The sequence below is a fragment of the Halomonas sp. C10-5 genome, from assembly GCF_057169305.1.
Map to the genome: position 1 here is coordinate 3,255,446 of NZ_CP175665.1, position 22,672 is coordinate 3,278,117.

General features: G+C 58.7%; 23 protein-coding genes. 7 read left to right on the top strand and 16 right to left on the bottom strand.

The features are described 5' to 3' along the window. Nucleotides 1–63: 63 nt before the first annotated feature. From phnD to ACJ7IV_RS15330, 12 genes are all read right to left on the bottom strand, one after another. Nucleotides 64–1,089, bottom strand: a complete 1,026-nt coding sequence (phnD, locus tag ACJ7IV_RS15275; protein ID WP_483865096.1) for a phosphonate ABC transporter substrate-binding protein — start codon at nucleotides 1,087–1,089, stop codon at nucleotides 64–66. A 51-nt stretch (nucleotides 1,090–1,140) separates the two neighbouring features. Then, nucleotides 1,141–1,968: a phosphonate ABC transporter ATP-binding protein gene (gene phnC, locus ACJ7IV_RS15280; RefSeq protein WP_161431785.1), complete on the bottom strand. Its 828-nt coding sequence runs from the start codon at nucleotides 1,966–1,968 to the stop codon at nucleotides 1,141–1,143. Nucleotides 1,969–2,450: 482 nt separating this feature from the next. Continuing rightward, the gene (locus ACJ7IV_RS15285) at nucleotides 2,451–3,119 is read right to left on the bottom strand and encodes an amino acid ABC transporter permease (protein WP_483865097.1); all 669 of its coding nucleotides are present in this window, start codon (nucleotides 3,117–3,119) and stop codon (nucleotides 2,451–2,453) included. Nucleotides 3,120–3,122: 3 nt separating this feature from the next. Then, on the bottom strand, nucleotides 3,123–3,863 hold the full coding sequence (locus tag ACJ7IV_RS15290; RefSeq protein ID WP_483865098.1) for an amino acid ABC transporter ATP-binding protein: 741 nt from the start codon (nucleotides 3,861–3,863) through the stop codon (nucleotides 3,123–3,125). Nucleotides 3,864–3,882: 19 nt separating this feature from the next. Next, nucleotides 3,883–4,551, bottom strand: a complete 669-nt coding sequence (locus ACJ7IV_RS15295; RefSeq protein ID WP_231664657.1) for an amino acid ABC transporter permease — start codon at nucleotides 4,549–4,551, stop codon at nucleotides 3,883–3,885. A gap of 61 nt (nucleotides 4,552–4,612) precedes the next feature. Then, nucleotides 4,613–5,470, bottom strand: coding sequence for an ABC transporter substrate-binding protein (locus tag ACJ7IV_RS15300; RefSeq protein WP_483865099.1), 858 nt, complete (start codon nucleotides 5,468–5,470; stop codon nucleotides 4,613–4,615). Nucleotides 5,471–5,610: 140 nt separating this feature from the next. After that, nucleotides 5,611–6,369: a M15 family metallopeptidase gene (locus ACJ7IV_RS15305; protein WP_483865100.1), complete on the bottom strand. Its 759-nt coding sequence runs from the start codon at nucleotides 6,367–6,369 to the stop codon at nucleotides 5,611–5,613. A gap of 4 nt (nucleotides 6,370–6,373) precedes the next feature. Next, nucleotides 6,374–7,651, bottom strand: a complete 1,278-nt coding sequence (locus tag ACJ7IV_RS15310) for a TRAP transporter large permease (protein WP_483865101.1) — start codon at nucleotides 7,649–7,651, stop codon at nucleotides 6,374–6,376. After that, nucleotides 7,648–8,154, bottom strand: a complete 507-nt coding sequence (locus ACJ7IV_RS15315) for a TRAP transporter small permease (RefSeq protein WP_023007508.1) — start codon at nucleotides 8,152–8,154, stop codon at nucleotides 7,648–7,650. Before ACJ7IV_RS15315 ends, ACJ7IV_RS15310 begins: the two co-directional genes overlap by 4 nt. A gap of 72 nt (nucleotides 8,155–8,226) precedes the next feature. Further along, nucleotides 8,227–9,285 carry a TRAP transporter substrate-binding protein gene (locus ACJ7IV_RS15320; RefSeq protein WP_483865102.1) on the bottom strand — a complete coding sequence of 353 codons (1,059 nt, stop codon included), beginning with the start codon at nucleotides 9,283–9,285 and terminating at the stop codon, nucleotides 8,227–8,229. Nucleotides 9,286–9,517: 232 nt separating this feature from the next. Continuing rightward, nucleotides 9,518–10,777, bottom strand: coding sequence for an NAD(P)/FAD-dependent oxidoreductase (locus ACJ7IV_RS15325; protein WP_483865103.1), 1,260 nt, complete (start codon nucleotides 10,775–10,777; stop codon nucleotides 9,518–9,520). A 20-nt stretch (nucleotides 10,778–10,797) separates the two neighbouring features. Beyond that, nucleotides 10,798–12,213, bottom strand: a complete 1,416-nt coding sequence (locus ACJ7IV_RS15330; RefSeq protein WP_483865104.1) for an aminotransferase-like domain-containing protein — start codon at nucleotides 12,211–12,213, stop codon at nucleotides 10,798–10,800. A gap of 122 nt (nucleotides 12,214–12,335) precedes the next feature. On the opposite strand from ACJ7IV_RS15330, the gene dctP reads away from it, so the two are divergent. The 3 genes from dctP (at nucleotide 12,336) to ACJ7IV_RS15345 (ending at nucleotide 15,236) form a co-directional block, all read left to right on the top strand. Next, nucleotides 12,336–13,346 (top strand): TRAP transporter substrate-binding protein DctP, encoded by a 1,011-nt coding sequence (gene dctP / locus ACJ7IV_RS15335; protein ID WP_483865105.1) that lies wholly within the window; start codon nucleotides 12,336–12,338, stop codon nucleotides 13,344–13,346. A gap of 64 nt (nucleotides 13,347–13,410) precedes the next feature. Then, nucleotides 13,411–13,929, top strand: a complete 519-nt coding sequence (locus ACJ7IV_RS15340; protein WP_483865106.1) for a TRAP transporter small permease — start codon at nucleotides 13,411–13,413, stop codon at nucleotides 13,927–13,929. Next, complete coding sequence (locus ACJ7IV_RS15345) at nucleotides 13,926–15,236, top strand: TRAP transporter large permease (protein ID WP_483865107.1); 1,311 nt, start codon at nucleotides 13,926–13,928, stop codon at nucleotides 15,234–15,236. Before ACJ7IV_RS15340 ends, ACJ7IV_RS15345 begins: the two co-directional genes overlap by 4 nt. A gap of 14 nt (nucleotides 15,237–15,250) precedes the next feature. Here the strand turns inward: ACJ7IV_RS15345 and ACJ7IV_RS15350 are convergent, their stop codons facing one another. Beyond that, entirely contained in the window at nucleotides 15,251–16,210 is a 960-nt protein-coding gene (locus tag ACJ7IV_RS15350; RefSeq protein ID WP_483865108.1) for a LysR family transcriptional regulator, read from the bottom strand. Between the two features lie 275 nt (nucleotides 16,211–16,485). On the opposite strand from ACJ7IV_RS15350, the gene ACJ7IV_RS15355 reads away from it, so the two are divergent. Together ACJ7IV_RS15355 and ACJ7IV_RS15360 are read left to right on the top strand one after the other, a co-directional pair. Continuing rightward, the gene (locus ACJ7IV_RS15355; RefSeq protein WP_483865109.1) at nucleotides 16,486–16,860 is read left to right on the top strand and encodes a histone-like nucleoid-structuring protein, MvaT/MvaU family; all 375 of its coding nucleotides are present in this window, start codon (nucleotides 16,486–16,488) and stop codon (nucleotides 16,858–16,860) included. Between the two features lie 283 nt (nucleotides 16,861–17,143). Next, nucleotides 17,144–18,385: a hypothetical protein gene (locus ACJ7IV_RS15360; RefSeq protein ID WP_483865110.1), complete on the top strand. Its 1,242-nt coding sequence runs from the start codon at nucleotides 17,144–17,146 to the stop codon at nucleotides 18,383–18,385. A 182-nt stretch (nucleotides 18,386–18,567) separates the two neighbouring features. Here the strand turns inward: ACJ7IV_RS15360 and ACJ7IV_RS15365 are convergent, their stop codons facing one another. Beyond that, the gene (locus ACJ7IV_RS15365; protein ID WP_483865111.1) at nucleotides 18,568–19,563 is read right to left on the bottom strand and encodes a GmrSD restriction endonuclease domain-containing protein; all 996 of its coding nucleotides are present in this window, start codon (nucleotides 19,561–19,563) and stop codon (nucleotides 18,568–18,570) included. Between the two features lie 2 nt (nucleotides 19,564–19,565). Beyond that, entirely contained in the window at nucleotides 19,566–20,114 is a 549-nt protein-coding gene (locus ACJ7IV_RS15370) for a hypothetical protein (protein WP_483865112.1), read from the bottom strand. A gap of 540 nt (nucleotides 20,115–20,654) precedes the next feature. Between ACJ7IV_RS15370 and ACJ7IV_RS15375 the strand changes: the two genes are divergently transcribed. After that, nucleotides 20,655–21,095, top strand: coding sequence for a LexA family protein (locus tag ACJ7IV_RS15375; protein WP_483865113.1), 441 nt, complete (start codon nucleotides 20,655–20,657; stop codon nucleotides 21,093–21,095). 2 nt (nucleotides 21,096–21,097) lie between these two features. Further along, nucleotides 21,098–22,378 carry a Y-family DNA polymerase gene (locus ACJ7IV_RS15380; RefSeq protein WP_483865114.1) on the top strand — a complete coding sequence of 427 codons (1,281 nt, stop codon included), beginning with the start codon at nucleotides 21,098–21,100 and terminating at the stop codon, nucleotides 22,376–22,378. A gap of 9 nt (nucleotides 22,379–22,387) precedes the next feature. Here the strand turns inward: ACJ7IV_RS15380 and ACJ7IV_RS15385 are convergent, their stop codons facing one another. After that, nucleotides 22,388–22,588: a hypothetical protein gene (locus tag ACJ7IV_RS15385; RefSeq protein WP_483865115.1), complete on the bottom strand. Its 201-nt coding sequence runs from the start codon at nucleotides 22,586–22,588 to the stop codon at nucleotides 22,388–22,390. Between the last annotated feature and the right edge of the window lie 84 nt (nucleotides 22,589–22,672).

Consider the following 22,672-nt stretch of genomic DNA (forward strand, 5'->3'; position numbering starts at 1 on the left):
GTTGAAGTGACTCCCGATGAGGGGCCGTCGTGGCCCCTCGTGATGTCGCTAGACTGTCGTGGGTTACTGGCTGGTCATGGCCGTGGCCGGCGCGTCGTCGGCGCTGGCCTGGAGTTCGTCCATGCGCTCGTTGAGGGCGTCGAGCTGGGCATCCAGCTCGGCCAGCTGGGCTTCGCGCGCCTCGGTGGAGAGGCTGTCGTCATTTGCGACCTGAGCGCGCTCCTTGAATAACTCCAACTGGCGAATCGGCAGCAGCTGGTCGTTATTGGATTCATCGAAGCGTGCCCACTGCAGCGGCTCTAGGATCTCGCGCTGAGCCTCGGTCTCGCCGTAGGCGTAGAAGAACTCACGGAGCTCCGCCTTCAGCTCTTCCGGAAGGTTCGTACGCCAGACCAGTGGATCGGAAGGGATCAGCGGCGACTTCCAGATCACCTTGAGCTGCTCGGCCTTCTCAGGGTTAGTGATTTCTAGACGCTCCATACCTTCGGTGTTGAAGGTGGCCACATCGACCTGCTGATTGGCCACGGACAGCGCGTTGGTCTCATGGCTGGAATTCATGGTGCGCTTGAAGGCGGTGGAGGCATCGACGCCGTTCTTCGCGAAGACGTAGTAGCTCGGCACCAGATAACCGGAGGTGGAGTTGGGGTCGCCATTGCCGAAGATCAGCTCGTCAGCACGGCTCAGCATGTCCTCTACACTTTCCACGTCACTGTCGCGGTGAGTGATCAGCAGGCTCCAGTAACCCGGCGAGCCATCGGCAGCCACGGTCTGGGCGAAGATCTCGCCGCCGGCGCGGTCCACGGCTTCCATGGCAGACTTATTGCCGTACCAGGCCAGGTCGACCTTGTCGAAGCGCATGGCCTGGATAACGGCGGCGTAGTCGGTGGCGAAGAAGGGCTTAATCTCACGGCCAAGTTCGCGGGACATGTCATCCAGGAAGGGTTGCCACTGATCAGCCTGGTTCTGGCTGGACTCGGTGGAGATGATGCCGAAGTTGAGAGTCTCGGCGGCCAGGGTCAGCTGGCTGGCGAACAGGCTGGCGCCGGCGACCAGCGGCAGTGCGAAACGACGAAACGGGAAGCGGGACATGGACAGGTCTCCTTGGGATGTCGAGTTAGCGTCAAGTGGGTGGACTGGGTGTTACCCCAAAGCACCGATGGCATTGCCGATGTCTTGGGGAGCCGGCTTGGCACGCAGCTCATCCAGGCCGGCATTGGCATAAAGCGCCTCGAGGCGAGCATCGGTAAGGTCGCTGGTGGGACCGTCGAAGTAGAGGCGGCCCTCCTTCAGCGCGATGGTTCGCGGGCAGAAGCGGCGAGCCACTTCCACCTGATGCAGGGTGACCAGCACAGTGCGACCGTCCTCGGCGTTGATACGGGCCAGGATCTCCATCACTTCACGGGAGCTACGCGGGTCCAGTGAGGCAATGGGCTCATCGGCGAGGATGATGTCCGCGTCCTGCATGAGGACGCGGGCGATGGCCACACGCTGCATCTGGCCGCCGGAAAGGGTATTGGCGCGCTGATGGGCCAGGGAATCGATGCCGACGCGGGCCAGTGCCCGCAGAGCCTGATCGGTTTCCTCGGCGGTGAAGCGACCCAGCAAGGAGCGGCCACGCGGCATGCTGCCCAGACGGCCGATCAGCACATTGGTAAGCACGCTCAGACGGCCGACGAGGTTGAACTGCTGGAAGATGTAACCGGTACGGCAGCGCTCGGCGCGGGTGCGGCGAGTGAGGCGGCCAGCGCTCTGGATGTCGCGACCGAGTACCTCGATGCGGCTGTGGCTATCACGGTTGGCGCGGGTGAGCCCGGCCATGTGGCGCATCAAGGTGGACTTGCCGGAGCCCGACGGGCCCACCAGGGCAACCATTTCGCCGGGAGATACGGAAAAGCCGACCTCGCGAAGAACCGGGTGCTGGCCGAAGGTCTTGCTGACCCGATCGACCAGGATGCTGTGAATCGACATGACGCCTCTCCTCTTGGGAATGGCATCAGTGTCGCGGTGTCAGGTTAACGGCAGTTGTCTAGACAATGATGATCTCGTGACAGTGCGTCACCGTCGACGGGGGGAGACTCACTAAGAAAAGAAGAGCAGCTTGGAAGAATCAATGAGTTAGAGAAGGAGGGTCATGGAACCGTAATTACAATGACGGCAAAGTGTCACGGAAGACAGTATTCAAGAGCAGGTGGCACTGAATCACTCGCCATCTGGTAGATGGGAGGTCGTAAAGTAGAATCTTGAGCAGTAGGCCAGACCCCGAGCCGAGCTCCAGCTAAATTCATCATAACCAAGATTATGTGGAAATTTGGGCACTGACTTTTGATAAAGAATAAAAAAACCCGAACCTAACTGGCATTGCCAGCTGGTCCGGGTTTTTCAGTTTTAAAGGACCGAAGTGGCCGCTAATTTATCACCAAGCACTGGCTGAAATAAACTTCTATTGAAAACTAGATATTTGTCACACCAGGAACGTAGGTACGCCGTTCAAGAAGGCCAAGCAGACTCGCGACGGTTGAGGTTAGAACAAGGTAAATAATTCCCGCCCACAGGAAAACCAGGAAGAAATCTAATGTGCGCGAGCCGACATCCGAGGCAATGGAGGTAATTTCCACAACACCGATAGTATAGGCGATTGAAGTAAACTTCAGCTCGATGATTGCCTCATTCGACCATTGCGGAATTACACGTCTCAATGCCTGAGGGAGCATGATATGGCGAATTGCTTGCCATTGGGTCATGCCACATGCCCGCGCGGCTACTAGCTGCCCTTTGGGAACGGAGAGTACCGAGCCGCGGAAGTATTCCGCCTGATAGGCGGCACTATTCAAGGTGATTGCGATCACCGCCGCAGTGAAAGCATCAAAGACAATTCCGACATGCGGCAAGCCCAAGTAAATGAAAAACATCTGCACCAACATAGGCGTGCCACGAAACAGTTCCACATAGCAAGTACTAAGCCAGTAGAAGAGCCGGTTTCCATAGACCCTGGCCCAACAAAGCACCAGCCCCAGAAAGAAACCCAAGGTAATGGCTATCACCCATAGCGCCAAGGTCACCGGGACCCCCTTGAGAAGCTCAGGCAACCACTCGATACCAAACTCGATAAACTCTCTCATGGATCACCCATGCTCCGCGATGACATTGAGAAACGCCTTGGTGCGCTCATTGGCAGCAGAATTGAAGAGAACATCGGGCGTGCCCTGTTCGACGATGTGCCCCTTCTCCATAAAGATGATCTCGTCAGCAGCCTGGCGCGCAAAGCTCATCTCATGCGTCACCACGACCATGGTCATTCCCTCGGCAGCGAGCTGTTGCATGACCCTGACCACCTCCCCGGTCAGCTCGGGATCCAGAGCAGAGGTCGGCTCATCGAAGAGGAGAACGTCGGGATCCATAGCCAGAGCTCGGGCAATAGAAACCCGCTGCTGCTGGCCACCGGAAAGTTCAGCTGGATAGGCAGCCGCCTTATCACCAAGCCCAACCCTCTCAAGCTCACGAAGTGCTCGTTGAGTCGCGGTATCCTTGTCGACACCACTCACCTTAATCTGGCAGATTCGTACATTGTCTAGCACTGTCAAATGCGTGAACAGATTGAAGTCTTGAAAGACAAAGCCCATGCGGGCGCGCATGTTATCTATGTTTTTATCTAGTACTTCTTCACCATTGAGGTAGATGCGCCCGGCGTCTGGAACGGTGAGATAATTGATACATCGTAGCAAGGTGCTTTTCCCTGAACCGGAGGGACCAATCAGCACCTTGGTTTCTCCCTTTTGCAACCCGAACCCGATACCTTTCAATACTTCAAGACCATCATAGGACTTTTTCACATCTTGCACGTCGAGGATAAGATTATCGGCCATTATTAACGGTCCTATCGGATTATTTTTCGAAGCCCGGCACGGCCAGCTTGCGTTCAAAGGCGTAAAGCAAGCTATTCCCTGTACGATTCAGGACAAAGTACATGAGGGCCACCACAGCAAATACTGTCAACACATTACCTTGCGTGCTGGTAATAATGTAGTGAGCTTGTCGAGTCAGCTCGACAACACCGATGACATAGGCAAGGGACGTTTCCTTTATCTCAGAGGAGAACTCGTTCGTCCATGGTCCAATGGCATGTCGAGCTGCCTGCGGAAAAATGATATGGCGTATTGCTTTGATTTTTGACATGCCCATCGCACGGGCAGCCATCATCTGGCCCGACGGCACTGACTGGAAAGCACTCCGGAAGATCTGTGATTGATAGGCTGCCGAGCGCAACCCCATGGCAAGAATGGCCGCACCAAACGCCGATATATCGAATACGCCTGATATTCCATAAAAAAATATAAACAACATGATAATAATCGGCACACCCCTGAAGACTCGCTCATAGAGCTTCAACGGCCACTGAACAAGACGCGACTTGGGGCCATACAACTGGATAAGGCAGATAGCCATACCAATGACAAACCCGATCAGTAATAGGGCTGCCAACAGTACGATGGCAACGCCAAGCCCCTTCAGCAAAAAGGGAAAATCTCGCAATAGTACGTCGTAGATATCCATACCCACTTCCCTGATAGGACGAGCGCCACCCCAAAGGGAAGGCGCTCGACGTCAACGCGACTTACTCGTTACCCAACTCTGGAAGGCCTGCGACAGGTTTCTGGTAGGTATCTACGAAATCAGGCATATGTCCAGGAATGGTAGGAATCGACACACCGGGAATATACTCATCGACTATCTCGCCCCACTCTCCTGATTCATAAATCGCCAGAATACCCTGATTCAGGTCTCCCAAAATTTCTTGGGGATCATCCTTGGAAACTGCTAGGGCCAGCGGTGCGCGAATATAGATCTTGCCCGCCATCTTCACTGGCTTTCCGGCATTGATATATTCTTGAGCTGAGGTGTCATCGACAATAACGGAAGAGATTCTACCAATTGCCATGTCATCCACAGCGGTGACATAGTTATCGTATTTCGCCAGCTCGACATCGATATCACTGGAATTTACGACGTTTTCTTCCATCCAGGCCTGCTGGGATGACCCACCCTGAACACCGACACGAGCACCGCAACAAACAGCGGTAAACACATTGAGGTCTGAGTCTTCAGGCACCAAGACAACGTCATTGGTTTCCCACCAAGGAATGGTGAAGTCGATATTCTGGCTTCGCTCTTCCGTCACTGTGAGCCCTGTTGCCAAAATGTCGATCTTTTCCGCAGCTAGAGCGGGAATCAAAGAGGGGAATGGCATATCCTGAAATTCGATTTCAATGCCAATTTCCTCTGCGATGGCTTCCATGGCATCGATGGCAATACCCTTGAACTCACCAGCTTCCACATAAGCCCACGGAGGAAAGGATGCTTCGACCCCGACCGTGTAGGCTTCCTCTTGCGCTAAGGCTATCGTAGAAAAACCACCGCTCAGCATGACAGTTCCCATGACGGCAGCAGGGATAATTGATTTTGCTAGTTTCATGGTATCTCTCGCGTTTTTCTTGGTGAATTTGTTTTCCGCACAACTAATATGAACGACGACTTCCTGAGCTGTCAAAGCCTCTTATGGATATTTGCGTGTTTCTCGGACACCTTCTTAACGCCTGTAAACCACCAATGCAATTACAGTTGCCTCCTCCACCGACTCTCGACCGTTTCCAGCTCGGCAGGGCCATAGATCGCCCGTTCGTGCTGCCCGTAATGAGCCCAGAGTTGGTCACCGGAGTCATAGTGCCACCACTCGCTGGGCAGGTTTGTGAATCCCGCCTCGTGCATCACCGTGTAGAGCAGTCGTCGGTTGTCGCGTATCTGACGCTGCGTCTCTGTTAGGTCTTCCAGGGTCTCGAAGTAGGCAGTGTGCGAGGCCGGCACGGCTTCATCGAAGAGAGTGCCCATGTCGAGCGGTAACCCATCGGCATCGCTCAGAGTGACATCCACTGCCCCACCGGTCAGGTGGGGGCTGGGGGCCTCCGGTTCCCGGCTGGGGACCGAGACGAACTCCCGGGTGCGGGTCAACAACGATTCTTGGTCGAGCTCAGGGTGGTGGGCGCGAATCGCCTCCTGGAGGGTGTCAAACAGGTACTGCTGCACTCGCCAGGGTCGCCAGCCGTCGAGGATGATCAGACCCATTCCCTCGGGCAGCGAACGCGCCACCCTGAGCAGACGGCGATACACCCCTTCCCGAACGTAGCATTCGTTCACCGCCCCCGGCACGCTCTGCTTTGCATACACGGGGAATACCTTGATCGGCGCCGGCGCGAGGCTTAGCGGCACCAGCGGCTCGTCGCTGCCCTGTATGGGGATCCGGCTCAGCACCGGCCAGTCCGGCTCGGGCCTCTCGACGATTGGGGTGGCAGTCAGCTGAGAAAGGGAATCCGTCATTGCACTATCCAAGCAGTGTGGGGAGCCAGAGCGTCAGCCCCGGGAACAGGATCAGGAGCAACAGCACCAGCACCGCCGTCAGCACGAAGGGCCAGATGGTCCGGAACAGCGACACGATTTCCAGGCGGCTGACCGCGGCGGCAACGAACACGCAGGCGCCCATGGGCGGGGTGATCAAGGCGATGGTGATGTTGAGGGTGATGATGACGCCCAGGTGCACCGGGTCGATCCCGGCCATCATCGCCACCGGGGAGAAGATCGGTGTCAGCAGCATCAGTGCCGACACCTCCTCCATGAACATGCCGGTGACGAAGGTGATCAGGCTCAGCATCAGCAGGATCACCACCGGCTGCTCGATGTACGGAGCCAGCAGCTCGACGAACTGGTTGGGCACCTGGGCATAGGAGAGCAGCCAGCTGATGGTGGCCGAGGCGGCCATGATCAGGAAGATGGCCGAAGTGAGGCGCGTGGTATCGACGATGGCCTTCCACAGGTCGGCCAAGCGCAGGTTGCCAAGTGCGGCACCGCACAGCGCGACATAGAGGGCGGTCAGGGCACCGGACTCGGTCGGCGTGACGAACCCCAGCACGATACCCGCCACGATGATGAAGGGCGCCACCAGGGCCGGGAGTGCCCCCACCGCGGTGACCAGCAGCTCCCGTGAGCTGGGCAGCCCGCCCCGCTTCTCCATGCCGACGCGCCAGGCATACCAGGCGTTCATCCCCATGAACGCCACCCCCAGCAGCAGCCCAGGGATCACGCCTGCCAGGAAGAGGTCGCCCACCGAGGTGTTGGTCAGCGAGGCATAGAGGATCATGAAGATGCTCGGCGGAATGATCGGCCCGATCAGCGAGCTGCCAGCGGTGAGCCCGGCGGCGAAGGCGGTGGAGTAGCCTTCCTTGCGCATCGGCGGGACCAGCAGCGAGCCCAGCGCCGAGGTATCGGCGACCGCCGAGCCGTTGACCCCGGCAAAGAACACGCTGGACACCACGTTGACGTGTCCCATGCCCCCTCGCAGGTGGCCCACCAGCAGCTTGGCAAAGGCCATCAAGCGATCGGTGAGGCGAGTCACGTTCATCAGGTTGCCGGCCAGGATGAACAGCGGGATGGCCATCAACGAGAAGGCATTGATGCCGCCGAAAAACTGCTGCGGCAGCATGCGCGGAATCATGCTGGGGTCGACGAACAGGAAGCCCACCAGCGAGGTGGCCAGCAGGGAGACGAACAACGGCAAGCCCAGCAGCACGTGTACCAGGAAGACGGCGAGCATGGTCAGGGTCATGACGCTTCCTCCGTCTCCGCCGTCTCCGACAGTTCCTTTAGTGGAGCCGGTCCGTACCAGAGCGCCTGCCAGGCCAGCAGCGCAAAACCTATCGGCATCGCCATCATCGGCACCGTGCGGCTGATCCCCAGCCCCTGGCTGGTGAACATGGAGACCGACTGCGCATAGCGATAGCTGAAGATCGCCGCGGCGATGGCGATGCTGAGCGTGAGCAGCCATTGATACAGGTTGAGCAGGCGTCGCAGTGACACCGGCAGCAGCCGCTCGATCAGCGCCACTCGCATATGGCCACCCTCGACCCACACGGCGCCGGCGGCCAGCAGGACGCTGCCGATGATCAGGTAGCGGGCCAGCTCATCCGTCCAGATGGGCGCCCCGCCGGCGAGGTAGCGCATGAAGACGCCATACAGAATGATGGCCAGATCGATCAGCAGCAGTGTGCTGGCCACAGACAATGACACACGGCGGCTGATACCCAGCACGCGAGCGTTGAGGGATGACATGAAGAATTCCGGGATTGTCGCGGTTTGAGACCCAGGGCAGGCACGGAGGCCTGCCCCGTGGGATGGCGATGACTACTCGGCCAGGTGGGTCATGCCGGCGTCTTCGAGGGCCATCTCGATGAAGCGTGGCTCGATGTCACGCTCACCCAGCCACTCCAGGTAGGCAGGCTGGCCCAGCTCACGGAATGCCTCCAGCTCGTCTTCCGAGGGACGGATGATTTCCATGCCCTGCTCTTCGAGGTAGGCGATACGCTCATCCACCTTGGCCTCGTTGTGCTCACGGGCCATCTGGTTAGCTTCCTCGACGGCCTCCAGGAAGGCGCCACGCATCTCCTCGTCCCATCCATCGATCATCGCGCCGTTGCCGACCAGGAACTGGTCCGAGTACTGGATGTTGGCCAGGGTCAGGTAGTCCTGCACCTCGTAGAGGCTGCCCAGGATGATGTACATGGGCGGGTTCATCTGGCCATCGGCAACCCCGGTGCGCAGCGCCATGTAGACCTCGGTCCACGGAATCGGGGTGCCTGAGGCCCCGAAGGCCTCGTAGAGAGCCACCTGGCTGGGGTCCATGGCGCGGAAGCGGAGCCCCTCGAAGTCCTCGGGAGAAGAGATCGGGCGCTCGTCGTTGGTAAAGGCCAGGAAACCACCTTCCTCCACCACAGCAAGCAACTCCAGGCCGGTACGCTCACGTAGTGCGTCTTCCACCGCCTGCCAGTACTGGCCCTCGTCGAAGAAGGTCCGGGCCGATTCGAAGTCATCGAACAGGAAGGGAATCGCGCTGACGAAGATCTCAGGCACCACCGGCGACATGCCGGCGAAGGAGGCGATGTTCAGGCTGGGAGTGTTCATCACCTGCTCCATGCGCTCCTGCTCTTCGCCTAGCTGGCTATTGGCGTAGAGCTTCAGTTCGATCTCGCCCTCGGTCTTCTCCTCGACCAGCTGCTTCAGGTTGGTGGCAAAAACGTGCACGGCATTCTTCTCGGGATCCGGCGCGCCGTTGTAGCCGATGTTGACGGTGGTGGCGGCCTGAGCGCTGCTGGCAAAAGCGGCGGCAAGACAGGCCGTCAGAAGCGGAACGGCAGCGAAGGAGCGGCCCAGAGAGGCGAGAGGCTTGCGGGCAAACAGGGTCATGCTGATCTCCATGGCTTGTTGTTGGTGAAGACCCGGCGACGCCGGTATATCAGCAGATTAGGCGTTGACGCGTTGACTATTCAAACCTGGCTGCATTGATATTTTATCAACATATACTCTCAAGCAATCGCGGGGCGTCGGAATTGAAGAAACGCATCCCCCGACGAAGGTGGTCGAGGCAGGCACTGGCTGCCACGGTAAGCTCTCGCCCGGCCAGGCGCGCGGGGCATATTCAGCGAAACCTGTCGATGGAGAGGGCAGCTAACCAGTCTGGGGCCTGGCGGTGGATGTCGGCCTCGATCAGGGCACCGGTGGTGGCAGCCAGGGTTAGCCCCAGGTGGCCATGGCCGACACCATAATGCACCCGGCGAGTCTGTGCGGAGGCACCGATGATCGGCAGTGTGTCGGGCAGCGAGGGGCGGCAGCCCATCCAGTAAGCGGTGGGAGCACCAAGCTCGGGAAACAGCTTGTCCATGGCGCGTGTGAGGTAGCGGTACCGTGCAGGATTGGCGGGGTCGCTGGCGCGCCCCAGCTCCACCGTGCCGGCCACCCGAAGGCGGCCTGTCATGGGTGTCATGTAGAAGCCATGTTCGGCGATACAGCAGGGGCGCTGCAGCAGCGGCGCCTCCATGGCGTATTCAAGGTGGTAGCCGCGTTCTGCCTCCAGTGGCATGCGATCTCCCAGCGTGCCGGCAAGCTCGCGGGTGGCGATGCCCGCAGTGATCACGGCATGGTCGCACACCGTTTGACCCGCGTTGGTGGTAATCACCACGCCGGCGTCATGGGCCGACACCCGTTCGACGTCGCTCGGTGTATGAAGTGTCCCGCCCAGCGTCTCCAAGGCCTGGCGCAGGCGCTCGCACAACGTCAGCGGATCCGCCACATGGCTGGCGTCGGGATACCAGATGCTACCCCTCACCTTGCCCGCCAGAGCCGGCTCGAGGTCCGCCGTCTGCTGTTCGTTCAGCACCCGGTAAACAATACCGTTGCGGCCCAACGTCTCATGCTCATGCACGGCCTGTTCCCAGGCTGTTAGGGTCTGAAAGGTATATAGACAGCCGCGTCGGGTCACCAGGGAGGCGGCGTCCGCGGCGACCAGCAGGCGCTGCCAGTCAGCATCAGCGCGGGACATCAGGTGGCTCAGGTGCTCGATGTTGTGGCGCACGCGCGCGGGGCGCGCCTCGGCCACGAAGCGCAGCAGCCAGGGTAGCAGGCGTGGCAGGTGCCGCCAGCGCAGGTGAAACGGCGAGTCTCGCGAGGTCAGCAGGTGCGGGGTCTGACGCAGCAGGGCGGGCTGGGCAAGCGGGGTGATGGCGTAGGTGGCGAAGGTGCCGGCGTTACCCAGCGAGGCGCCATGCCCTGGGGTATCACGCTCCAGAAGAGTGACTTCATGGCCTTCCAGGCGCAGTGTCAGTGCCGTGGCCAGGCCGATAATGCCGCCGCCGATGACGATAAGGTGGCGCGGTGTGGTGTCGTTGTTGTGGGGCCGCATGAGTCTCTCCGTGACGGGGGTCAGGCCATGTCGTGCATGTAGTGATGGCCACGGCGGGCCAGCAGGTCGAGGCGGGTCAGCGCCTCGGCGAGGGCCTCCCGCGAGCGTGCCGCGGCCAGGTTGATACGCACCGCTGCCGGCGGCACCACCTGGCGCAGGGTGAAGGCCGAGGCCGGCAGCAGCCTCACGCCCTGCTCGGCACTGGCCTTGACGAAATCGGTGCCGCGCCACGGTTCGGGCAGCAGCAGCCAGGCGTGCGTGGCACCGGCCTGGCTCCACAGTACCTGTCGGCCCAGCCGTTCGATCAGGATGTCATGGCGCGCCGCCAGCTCGGCATGCTGGGCCTGGATGATGCGCGTCATGTCGCCGCTCTCCAGTAGCCGGGTGGCAATCAGCGCGGTCAGTGGCGAACCGCTCCAGCAGTCGATGCGCATGGCCGCGGCGATATCATGGTGATAGTCGGGCGGCGAGGCGATCGCCCCGAAGCGCAGCCCCGGGGCCACGCACTTGGAGAATCCGCTGACGTGAAAGGTGCGTTCGGGAGCCAGGTCCAGCAGCGGCGGGGGCGCACTCTGCTGCAATGGACGATAAACGTCATCCTCGATCAGCAGCAGGTCGTGGCGGCGGGCGATCGCCACGATCGCCTCGCGTCGCGCATGCGAGAGGGTGCGGGTGGTGGGGTTGTGCAGGCAGGGCACCACGAACAGCATGCGCGGGGCGTGGCTCTGGCAGAGGGCTTCGAGGTGTTCCGGTGACATGCCCTGATCGTCTCCCTCCACGCCTATCAACTCGCGGCCCAGGGTGTGGCACAGGGCGTTGATGCCCTGATAGGTCACGCTGTCGGCGAGGATGATCTCGCCAGGCTGTGTCACGCTGCGCAGGATCATCGACAGTCCATGCTGAGCGCCATCGACCAGCGTCAGCCGCTGGGGGTCGAGGCTGAGCCCCTGGGCCTGCCACCAGGTCGCATAAGCATGACGCGCCCATCCCGGTCCCACCGGCTGCTGGTAATCCTTGATGTCGGCATAGCGTGGATCGTCGGCGAGCGTCGCCAGGATGGCGCTCAATGTCTCGGTGTAGAGATCCAGCGCTGGACGGTTGACGCTCAGGTCGATCACGTTCTGGTTGGTGATGGGGGCGGTCTGGAAGTCGGTACCTGGGGACTCCATGGCCGCCACCCGAGTGCCGCGGCCGGGCCGGCTCTCCACCAGGGCGCGTGACTTCAGCTCGGCGATGGCGCGGGTCACGGTAGTGATGTTGATATCCAGCTGGCTGGCGATGTCACGGTGCGGCGGCAGGCGTGTCCCGGCGGGAAGGGTGCCCTTCTCGATGCGTGTGGACAGGTACTCGGCCAGCTGTTCGTAGAGGGGGGTATCGCCTTCGCGGTTCAGGCGAAGGTCATCCAGCAGGCGTTGCAGGGGCGGCGTGTCGGGCATGGGGCGGTCTCGTTGCCATACAATGGCCATACAATGTGGCTTGACAATCCATATTAATGCATTACAAGTTAATGGCAAGGCCGGATTTGTGGCCTTGACACCCATCAAAGAGGATAACAATCATGACAATGTCTCCCTCCCGCTGGTTGCCGCTCACCCTGGCCGTGGCACTTGGAGGCGCCTCGCTCAGCGCTCAGGCGGCTACCAGCCTGCGGCTGTCGACCTTGTTCGCGCCGGACGAGTCCGGGACCCAGGCCGCCGAGGCCATGGCCGAGCGCGTCGCCGAGCGCACCGAGGGCGAGGTCACCATCGATGTTTACCCCGCCAGCCAGCTCGGCGACTGGACCGAGGTGCATGCCCAGCTGATGCAGGGTGCCGTGGACATGGCCATCCAGCCGCTGTCGACCAACGTCAACCCGCAGATGGCCATCGCCTGGTTTCCCTACCTGGCACCTACCTATGCTGCCGCGCGTGAGGCGTACAGCGCCGATGGCTATGTTGCCGAGCTCGTCGGCGACATGATCGGTGAACAGAACATGGCCCTGTTGGGGGTATACCCGGCTGGTATGGGCGGTGCTGGCTTCGCTGCCGAGGTGCCGGCTCCCAAGGACCCGAACGCCGAGCAGGGGCTGCGCATTCGCGTCTGGCCTGGCGGCACCACCCATCGCACGATGATGGAGCGACTGGGCTTCGAGGTGGCCACCGTGCCCTGGGCGGAGCTCTACACCTCTATGCAGACCGGTGTGGTCGATGGCCAGATCGGCGGCACCGCGGAGATGGCGATGGCCAACTTCGCCGATATCACCGAGACCTGGGTGCAGTACAACGATCACCTGGAGCTTGCCTGGATCGTCATCAATCAGCAGTCGCTGGACCGCCTGGCGCCGGAACACCAGCAGGTGGTGCGCGACGTCGCTCAGGAGATCACCCTGGAGCGTTTCGACGAGGTACAGGCGGCCGACCAGGCGCAACTCGACGCCATGCGCGAGGCGGGCATCGAGGTGGTGACCTTCTCCGATGAGGAGCTGGCGCAGTTCGCCGACGTGGTACGCCAGGAGGTGTGGCCGGAGATCGGCGATGAGCTCGGCGAGGAGGTGATGGAGCGTCTCGAGGCGGCCGTCGCCGCGGAGTGAGGCGTCGTCATGCTGGCCACCCTGTGCAGGGTGGCCAGTATCATGCAGCTGCGGGAGACGCCTCATGTCCTTACCCCTGTCTTCGCCTTGGCGAGCCATCTGGCGTCTCAAGGTGCGGCTCCTGCGCGGGATCGTGACCGCGGCCGGGGGCCTGCTGACGCTGGCCATCCTGGTGCAGATCGCCAGCCGCTACCTGTTTCGTACCTCGATCCTCGGCATCGAGGAGGTGATTCTTTATCTCGCCGTGTGGTTCTACTTCCTGGGGGCTGCCCTGGGTGCCGAGCAGCGCGAGCATATCTCTGCCTCGTTGGTGGACGTGCTGGCCATCGGCGAGACCCTCAAGCGCTGGGTGCACTGGTTCGCCTCGTTGCTGGCGGTGATTATCTGCGCCTGGATGACCTGGTGGGCCATCGGCCTGGTGGAGTGGTCCTGGCAGATGAACATGCGCAGCACCGAGTTGCGTGTGCCGGTGTGGCTGATCCAGGCCAGCATTCCCGCCGGGCTTGGCCTGATGACCTTCTACCTGCTGGTGGAGTGCGCGGATAACCTGCGCCGCCTGGTGTGTGACAAGGAGGTCGCGTGAACGTCATTATTGTGCTGGATGTCTTGCTGTTGGTGGCACTGCTGCTGATCGGTGTGCCGGTGCCGCTGTGTTTCGCGGCGGCGGTCCTGCTGCTGTTTCTGGTCGGCGACTTCGGCAGCGCCTCCTTCCTGGTCGGGGCAGGCTTCGGCCAGATGTCGTCGCTGATCCTGGTGGCTCTGCCGCTCTACATCATCGCCGGCAACCTGATGGGGCAGGGCGGCATCGCCAATCGCCTGGTGGGCTTGGCCGATGCCGTCTTCGGGCGTCTGCATGGTGGGCTCGGGGTGGTGGTGATCATGACCACCGCGGTGTTCGGCGCCATCTCCGGAATGGCCTCCTCGGCGGTAGCCGCGGTAGGCAAGATCATGATCCCGCGCATGGTGGAGCGCGGCTACGACCGCGGCTATGCCACGGCGCTGGTCTCCACCTCGGCGGTGCTGGCGCTGCTGATCCCGCCCAGCGCCTCGATGATCATCTACGGCTGGGTGTCGGGCACTTCGGTCACCGCGTCCTTCCTGGCGCCGGTGCTGCCTGGGGTGTTGCTGGTGCTGCTGTTCTGTTTCTGGAACCGCGTGCTGACTCGCCACATGCCGCTGGAGAAGCCCGAACCGGCTCCGCTGCCGGTGGTCATGCGCGATATCGCCGGTCAGACGCGCCGTGCGGCGCTGGGCCTGGCCATGCCGATGATCATCCTGGGCTGCATCTACGGTGGTGTGACCACGCCCACCGAGGCCGCGGCCATCGCCGTGCTCTACGCCATCCCCATCAGTATCTGGTACTACCGCGAGCTGCGCCTGGCCGACCTGCATGACGTGCTGTGGCGTGCGGGCCAGACTGCTGGCACGCTGCTGGTGCTGGTGTTCTTTTCGGCCATGCTGGCGCGGATGCTGACCATGGAGAATGTGCCTCAGATGGTGCTGGAAGGGTTTCTCAGCGTCACCGAGAATCCGCTGTTGCTGATGCTGTTGCTCAACCTCTTCCTGCTGCTGATCGGCATGTTCATGGAGGATGTCAGTGGCATTCTGCTGGCTACACCCATGCTGATGCCGCTGGTGCAGGCGCTGGAGATCGACCCGGTACAGTTTGCTGCGATCATCGCCACCAACCTCGGCATGGGGCTCATCACCCCGCCTACGGCGCCGATTCTCTACTTTGGTGCGCTGGTTGGCGGCAGCAGCCTGAGCCGCATGCTGCGGCCTACCTTGGTGCTGCTGATAGGGGCCTACTTGCCGGTGGTGTTGCTGACCACCTTCATTCCGGCGTTGTCGCTGACATTACCCACCTGGGTGCTGGGTTACGGGCAGTAGAGGCAGGAGTATGCTCAGCAGTGGCTGCCTCGCCGCTGAGCATGTCTACTCTCAAGCAATCGCGGGGCGTCGGCATTGAAGAACCGCATCCCGCGACGAAGGTGGTCGAGGCAGGCACTGGCCGCCACGGTGAGCTCGCGCCCGGCCATGCTCACGATCTGCGCACGGGCCTCGCTGAGGACCGGATAGGCCATCGGCAGAACGGCGATGTCACCCTGGCGGATCTCCTCGGCGACCGTCAGCTCGGGCATGAAGGTGATGCCGATCCCCGAGCGTACGAAGTTCTTGAGCACCGCCACGGAGTTGGTATGCAGGCGGGGGGTGATGGCCAGACGCTCCTGGTGTGCCACGGCGTCCACCATCTGGCGCATCCCGAAGGGGCTGTCCATCAGCCCGATGGGCCAGTCGCTGAGCTCCTGTAGCGTCACCGGCGCTTCTGTTGAGGTGAGCGGGTGGCCGGCGGGCACGATCAGATCGAGGGGCTGTCGTGTCTCGACATGGCAATCCAGCTGAGTGTCCACCGGCGGTGCATAGAGCAGGGCCAGGTCGACGTCACGCTGCTTAACCAGCGCCATGGCCTCGTTGACTCCCGCCATAATGACCTCCAGCTGGATGCCCGGGTAGGCGGTCATGAAGGTCTGCATCGGCGCCGAAATCAGGTCGGCGATAAACCCCTCCCCCACCGCGATACGGACCTGGCCACTCACCAGACCCTGCAGAGCCGATAGTCGGGAGATCACCGCCGCCTCGGCATCATGTTGAGCGTGGAAGTGCTCCACCAGCAGGCGTCCAGCCTCGGTGAGCCGGACACCACCCGCATGACGCTCCATCACCTGGGCATCGACAACCTCCTCCAATTGACAGATCTGGCGGCTGATAGCGGCCACATCGATGTTCAGATAGGTAGCGGCCTGACGCAGCGAGCCGCGCCGCATCACTTCGCTGAGATAAGCGAGCGCCCGAAAGTTCAACATGGTAGAGAAGCGCCTGTTCGATCGTGGGTGCCCTACACGATACCACCCTGCCCGAGGCCATACTCCACCACCTCAGCTCATTTAACTTTATGACCTGACATAAAGCGACTCCAAACCAAGAAAATTAGGTTAATGCCTACTGTGTGCTATCTGTTGCATTGAAGGGATAGCCATTAAGTAATAAGATATCAAGGTAAAGCATACTTTTCATACCCTCACCAGAAATGGTGGTCACGACAGACAGCAACGATTGGGCACAGCCCGGAGATCACTCCATGTCACTACTGAACACCTACATGCAGAAAGAACAGCAGCTCAAGCAGCTTCAGGAAGAGCTGGACAATCTGAAGAATGACGAGCGACTCAAGGCCGAGCTCGACTTCAAGAACCATCTTGAGACTCTGATGCGGGAGTTCGACAAGTCGGCTTCCGACGTCATCAAGCTGCTCGACCCGACGCCCACAGCCAACAAGTCATCAAGCAGCACCAAGGCCTCAGGTCGCGCCAAGCGGAAGCTCAAGATCTACAAGAACCCGAATACGGGTGAGGTAGTCGAAACCCGTGGCGGCAACCAGAAAACCCTAAAAGCCTGGAAAGAGGAGCACGGTGCCGACACCGTAGAGAGCTGGTTGGTAAGAACTGAAGATTGAGACACTCACTCCTGCCCACCGGATTCCGGTGGGCAAGTCTGCTTTCGGCCAGAAGCGGACGTCCGGAGCATATTGACAAACAATCAAGAAAAAACGCGGCGAAAATATCGCGAATGTCAAGACATCAGTCACAAGCTAGGCTATATGAATATTTAAAATTTTTGAATATTGAAAATATTTGATTTTTCATACCACCCAATCTAAAATAATAAGCATAGATAAAGTTAATCACAATCTCCAACCATATTCAAGTCAGCATGAAAGTTTTTAAGAGTTCAAAAATATGGGCGCATGGTTTTTTGTTATCGTTGGCTTTGCGTGTGTAGCTATATTTATAGCATGGCAAATCCACATCAAGAATAAAGAAAAAGAAAGGAAATCTGTTCGTGACACATCCTACATCTGGGCAGTGCAAGGCCCTTTCCGCAACGGAGAAGATTCGGCAACCGCATTTGCCAGGTCAATCTACGCCCTCAAGGGCGAGAAAGAACTAGAATCAAGCTCAGCACGCATCCTTGAGCACGCCAAATCATATAACCAAGACCCTGAAGGTTGGGAAAACACAAGGAAAAAATCAATAATCAGCTATAAAGGCAGTTACACCCACACTATAAGAAGCAAGGTCGAAAAAGTTGAAAAACTTCGTGAAACTCGAGACAAGAAAAATCTCCCTGCTGCGCTGGTCGCCATCCAGCTAAATCTAGGATGCGACAGTGACTTATTGTACGAATGGACTGCTGATAAAGAAGATAAAAAGAAAGGCTCATACAAAATCGAAAAAACGCAGGAAGGCAGTGATGAGAAACTGAGTAGTATGGACTGGAAGGAACTCCCATGGTCAGAAAGCCCTGGAGCTTACGAAAAGCACTTAAAAAGACGCTTGGAAAGCCCATACTTCTCCCATATTAATCAAGCTATTACAGAAGATGATCTAAAGACAATGCAAGAGCTTGATAAGCTCAGGTATCTACAATGCTTGAAAAATATGGAACGCTTTACTAGAGAGGAAATCAAGCCTCTACTTATGGGGGATGGACCCTCTTTTAGAGAGGCGATTTACATTAAAGAGGGACTAGAAGATATCATGAAGAAGGCTATGGCGGTAGATGGCGAGGCTATCAACATAGCCAAACAGGCTCTTGAGCAAAGGGAAATATGCATCAGTTATTTGAGAGACACTTACAAGAAAAACCCTGAAGCCATGCACGCCATTGAGCGTGCTGAAATAACTACTTATGAGAACAATAAATTCTCAAACCCTTTTATTGCCCAAGTTCTTGATGAAGAAGGACCGATCCAGAATGACGAATTGGTATCCACTTTGCTCACTCAAGAGCCCAGTGTAATCGCTATCGCAATGAATATAATAGAGTTCGACAAGAGAACAATCATAGAGAACGAAGCACAAGAACTACTGCATGAGGCAAAAATAAGGGGTTATATAGACCCACAATATGATGAAAAGATAGAAGCCTTGAAAGGAGAGTGGCCAAAAAGTTTTAACTCTATGGATATGGGATTTTAACTTCAAGCATCAATAAACCACCTTGAACAACAATCTGCCAGTCGCTTCAAGTTCACCCTAAGACACCATGGCAGTTAACGGCCACAAGCGGACATTGAGGTCATGCTGATATACGCTTTGCTTGAGCCGCGGCTTGCCTTGACGCGAAGTGGAAGGGCAAGCCGTCAGACTCGAAGCTATTTTTAGCTGCTCGCCTCTATAATCGTGGAAATCAACTCGCCCCTGAGCACTCGGCTGCTGCGATCATTGCTGGCCTGCAACGATGCACGGTAGTACTTGCCGGCGTCTGATTGTTCATCGATACCTGCCGCGTCGACCCGGGAATAGAACTCATCTAGCTTTCTCCTCAGTCGCTCCAACTCCGGCTTCATTCCGCGCTCCAAGGCTTTGTATAGTTCTACAAAAAGAGTGAAGAAATCAGCCTTTTTGGTAGCCCTGGATTCACGAGGAAAATTTAACTTAGAAACCAGCTCAAGCACCTCATCGGCGCGCCTGCGAATGGCCTCCTCGTTAGGGATTTCTTCATTGTACCGTGACAAAAAGAACTCAATCTCCTTATCCCGATTGAAGTATGGTCCAAGTACACTCGCCAACATAGCAGAGCAATGACGAACGTCATTCATCCGACGGATATCATTGGCAGAAAAGATGCCGAGGGACTCAATTGCCGGGTTGGAAGCCACATACTCAGAAAGCTGCTTGAAAGCGCCAGCGTACCGCGCGTTATGCAGCTCCATGGCATTGAGGCCATATGACGCAGAATTAATCCGTTGAAAAACTTCCTTGATTTGGTCAAGCGGTAGGGCGCCCAAGTCTCGTACAACCACTTTATACTCAAGAAATTGAAGCTGATCTTCCTCTCGCAGTGATGAGTAGGGTTTCAGACCTGGTGACAGCTTCAGATCCTTTGAACCAGTAAAGTATTGAAAAAGAGTGGTCATGCGTTGTTGGCCATCAACCAATACCTCTGTCCCCTCGCCTGTCTTGGCATCCACCTTACCTGCAGCAATGTAGATTTCTGGAAAAGGCAGACCTTCCAGTACAGTTTGTATGAAAAGCGCCTTGTCCTTATTGGTCCACACCAGTCTCCTTTGAAAATCCGGGCGTGGCACAAGAGTGCCATCACGGATACCCATTAGAAGTGTTCGCAGCCTGCGATTAGATGCCGATGTGTCCATGATCACAGCTCCATTTTGCATTGTTCTACACATATTCTCTGATAGGCACGCAGAAAGAAAGTTGAATGATATATGCCGGCAGCAATTTTGTAAGGACACTCTGTAAGTTGGAGGCTATTGAAAAAAGGCCACCACCCCTTCGAAAACTCAAAAGTCTCTTCCGAAGGGAGCAGATCCGGACGAATCCACCCCCTCGACAAGTACTTTCGAAAACTTCCTTTATCAGCCCAAAACGCGCCTGATCGATCGTATTCATAGGCTTCTTTCCACACGCGTTCGAACAACTCGGTAGATACTATAGCCACATCGATATCCGATTCCTCACTGAACGGTTCATAGCGCCTAGTGGGCTTAATACTGAACCCCAGACGAGCTGAGCCGACCACTACAATGCTGGTGTACTCAACACCAAAATGTTTGGCGATAGCGTCAGCAATGGAATGTGTTGTGCCATCGTCGATGACCGAACACGAGCCTGTGAGGAGCCAACGGTCAACCATTTGATTGGAATCCAACGTGGCGAGGTCGCCCTTAAATTTCTCGACGGTCATGTCACATCCAGCATACGTCTTTACAGTGAAATTGGAGGCTCGCGCATCGCGACAAACCCGCTGAGGCCTCCTGAAAACCAAGAAATCGGGCTAACCAAACTAAGGAACTTCTCTATATCACGGGCAAGCGAAACTTCTGTTGGCTTGACAGAACCCCAACACAGAATCGCTAATTCATAAAGCATTTTCACGACTATCGAACATCGCATCGCACACTCCTAGCAGCTAAAATTTATCAGCCCTTACGCTCAGATATTAAATGAACACGTCTTCGCGTTCAGCAATATTATACAGCACACCCGGCAGCCTTTTACGACATGTCCGCTTAGGGTCGTGAGCTGACATACCACCGGAACCAGTAAAGTGGTTTTACAACAGCGAGTATGAGATTCCATTTCGCATTCCCTTGCTATGCCTAACCCTCAGTCAGGTTAGCAGCATCATGCTGAGCCTGCTCGCGACCTTCGTGGTGCATGGGCTTGGCAGGTCGGGCCGCCTGCTTGATACTGTATGAATATCAGGTATCAAAAGGAGCCCACCATGCCACACACCAAATTCACCCCCGCGGATCCGGCACCGCCGCCAATGGCATTGCCACACCCGCTCGCGCTGACGCGGGCCGGGATCTCCGGATTCCCGAGTCCCGCCCAGGACTACGAGGGGCGGACCCTGGACCTCAACGAGCGCCTGGTGAAGCGACCCTCGGCCAGCTTCTTCATGACCGTCACCGGCGACAGCATGGACTCCCTGGGCATCCACGACGGCGACCTGCTGATGATCGACCGCTCCATCGAGCCCCGGCCAGGTCACATCCTGGTGGCGCTCGTAGAGGGCGAGATCACCGTGAAGCGCTACCAGCTGAAGGGTCGGCAGCACTATCTCTGCTCGGCAAACCCGGCCTATCCGCCGATCCCGCTGGAAGACCTCGACTGCCAGGTATGGGGAGTGGTGCGTTCGGTCATCCACGAGTACCCGGTGTAGCCATGATCGGCCTGATCGACTGCAACAACTTCTACGTCAGCTGTGAGCGGGTCTTCCAGCCCCGGCTGGAGGGGCTACCGGTCGGCGTGCTATCGAACAACGATGGGTGTGTGATCGCTCGCTCCAACGAGCTCAAGGCGCTGGGGGTGGAGATGGGCACCCCGGCCTTCGAGCTGAAGGCGTTGCTGCAACAGGGGCGCATCCGTCTGCTCTCGTCCAACTACGAGCTGTATGGCGACATGTCGGCCCGCGTTCAGTCAGTGCTGGAGGAGTTCTCTGCCGGGGTGGAGCCCTACTCGATCGACGAGATGTTCGTGCGCTTCGACGGCTTTGGCCACGACCAGCTGCTGGCCCACTGCCGGGAGCTTCACTGCAAGGTGCGGCGATTCACCGGCATTCCGGTGAGCGTTGGGGTAGCCCCCACACGGACCCTAGCCAAGCTGGCCAACCGGGCAGCCAAGAAGGTGCCGGCCTATCGGGGTGTATGCGTGCTATCGGTGGGCAGCACCGCGATGGAGAACCTGCTGCGGCATACCGAGCTGGGTGACATCTGGGGTGTGGGCCGCCGGCTGGTGGAGCGGCTGGCTCTGATGGGGATCCGCTCGGCTTGGGATCTCGCGCAGGCCGACCCCAAGGAGATTCGCCGGCGCTTCTCGGTGACCCTAGAGCGCACCGCTCTGGAGTTGCGTGGCATTCCCTGCATCGAGATGAATGACGCCGACGAGCCCCGCCAGCGCATCATGACCTCGCGCTCCTTCGGCAAGCTGACCGACAACCGGGCCGAGATCCACGAAGCGCTGCGCCAGTTCGGCCAGCGCGGTGCCGAGAAGCTGCGTGGCCAGGATAGCCTGGCCCGTGCCGTCTACGTCTTCCTGAAGACCAACCGGCACCGCCCCGACCTGCCACAGTATTCGCCGGGAGCCGTGGTCGAGCTGACGCGGCCCACCGACGACAGCCGCGAGGTCCTGCACGCCGTCAGCCAGGCCTTCGCTGCCATCTATCGGACCCACTACCGCTTCATGAAGGCAGGGGTGATGCTGATCGACCTGATCGACGCCAACCGTCAGCAGATGTCGCTGCTCGACACACATCAGAGTGCCGCGGAGCGGGAGCGCAGCGAGAAACTGATGGCGACCCTGGATGCCCTCAACCAGCGCATGGGGCGTGGCACCGTCAAACTCGGGATGCCCAGCCCCAACGCGGCCTGGCACCTGCGCTGTGCCAATCGCTCGCCACGGTGGAGCACCCGCTGGCCGGAGCTGCCCAGCGCGAAGGCCAAGTAGCGAAGCGCCTCAGATCTCGACCGCGGCACCGCTAAACACCTCACCATAGCGGCCGATCAGTCCTCTGGGGCCGAGCATGCTCAGGCTGCGTATTCCGCGCCGTCGTGACCGCCCGTTCCAATCGTTCGTGACCGGCCATTCCGTTTCATCGTGACCGATTTCAGCCTCTTTCCCAGAATCCGCGGTCACGATGCCGGAATCATCGGTCACGTTACCGGAATCTCACCTAGGAGACATCGCCACCGGCAGGACGAGCAGCAACCAGGATCCCCTTTTCCTGACCTGGGTCATTTC

What these genes read in the sequence shown, in the direction of transcription:
- phnD (WP_483865096.1), bottom strand. Translation starts at nt 1,089, where the DNA reads ATGTCCCGCTTCCCGTTTCGTCGTTTCGCACTGCCGCTGGTCGCCGGC.
- phnC (WP_161431785.1), bottom strand. Translation starts at nt 1,968, where the DNA reads ATGTCGATTCACAGCATCCTGGTCGATCGGGTCAGCAAGACCTTCGGC.
- ACJ7IV_RS15285 (WP_483865097.1), bottom strand. Translation starts at nt 3,119, where the DNA reads ATGAGAGAGTTTATCGAGTTTGGTATCGAGTGGTTGCCTGAGCTTCTC.
- ACJ7IV_RS15290 (WP_483865098.1), bottom strand. Translation starts at nt 3,863, where the DNA reads ATGGCCGATAATCTTATCCTCGACGTGCAAGATGTGAAAAAGTCCTAT.
- ACJ7IV_RS15295 (WP_231664657.1), bottom strand. Translation starts at nt 4,551, where the DNA reads ATGGATATCTACGACGTACTATTGCGAGATTTTCCCTTTTTGCTGAAG.
- ACJ7IV_RS15300 (WP_483865099.1), bottom strand. Translation starts at nt 5,470, where the DNA reads ATGAAACTAGCAAAATCAATTATCCCTGCTGCCGTCATGGGAACTGTC.
- ACJ7IV_RS15305 (WP_483865100.1), bottom strand. Translation starts at nt 6,369, where the DNA reads ATGACGGATTCCCTTTCTCAGCTGACTGCCACCCCAATCGTCGAGAGG.
- ACJ7IV_RS15310 (WP_483865101.1), bottom strand. Translation starts at nt 7,651, where the DNA reads ATGACCCTGACCATGCTCGCCGTCTTCCTGGTACACGTGCTGCTGGGC.
- ACJ7IV_RS15315 (WP_023007508.1), bottom strand. Translation starts at nt 8,154, where the DNA reads ATGTCATCCCTCAACGCTCGCGTGCTGGGTATCAGCCGCCGTGTGTCA.
- ACJ7IV_RS15320 (WP_483865102.1), bottom strand. Translation starts at nt 9,285, where the DNA reads ATGACCCTGTTTGCCCGCAAGCCTCTCGCCTCTCTGGGCCGCTCCTTC.
- ACJ7IV_RS15325 (WP_483865103.1), bottom strand. Translation starts at nt 10,777, where the DNA reads ATGCGGCCCCACAACAACGACACCACACCGCGCCACCTTATCGTCATC.
- ACJ7IV_RS15330 (WP_483865104.1), bottom strand. Translation starts at nt 12,213, where the DNA reads ATGCCCGACACGCCGCCCCTGCAACGCCTGCTGGATGACCTTCGCCTG.
- dctP (WP_483865105.1), top strand. Translation starts at nt 12,336, where the DNA reads ATGACAATGTCTCCCTCCCGCTGGTTGCCGCTCACCCTGGCCGTGGCA.
- ACJ7IV_RS15340 (WP_483865106.1), top strand. Translation starts at nt 13,411, where the DNA reads ATGTCCTTACCCCTGTCTTCGCCTTGGCGAGCCATCTGGCGTCTCAAG.
- ACJ7IV_RS15350 (WP_483865108.1), bottom strand. Translation starts at nt 16,210, where the DNA reads ATGTTGAACTTTCGGGCGCTCGCTTATCTCAGCGAAGTGATGCGGCGC.
- ACJ7IV_RS15355 (WP_483865109.1), top strand. Translation starts at nt 16,486, where the DNA reads ATGTCACTACTGAACACCTACATGCAGAAAGAACAGCAGCTCAAGCAG.
- ACJ7IV_RS15360 (WP_483865110.1), top strand. Translation starts at nt 17,144, where the DNA reads ATGGGCGCATGGTTTTTTGTTATCGTTGGCTTTGCGTGTGTAGCTATA.
- ACJ7IV_RS15365 (WP_483865111.1), bottom strand. Translation starts at nt 19,563, where the DNA reads ATGGACACATCGGCATCTAATCGCAGGCTGCGAACACTTCTAATGGGT.
- ACJ7IV_RS15370 (WP_483865112.1), bottom strand. Translation starts at nt 20,114, where the DNA reads ATGACCGTCGAGAAATTTAAGGGCGACCTCGCCACGTTGGATTCCAAT.
- ACJ7IV_RS15375 (WP_483865113.1), top strand. Translation starts at nt 20,655, where the DNA reads ATGCCACACACCAAATTCACCCCCGCGGATCCGGCACCGCCGCCAATG.
- ACJ7IV_RS15380 (WP_483865114.1), top strand. Translation starts at nt 21,098, where the DNA reads ATGATCGGCCTGATCGACTGCAACAACTTCTACGTCAGCTGTGAGCGG.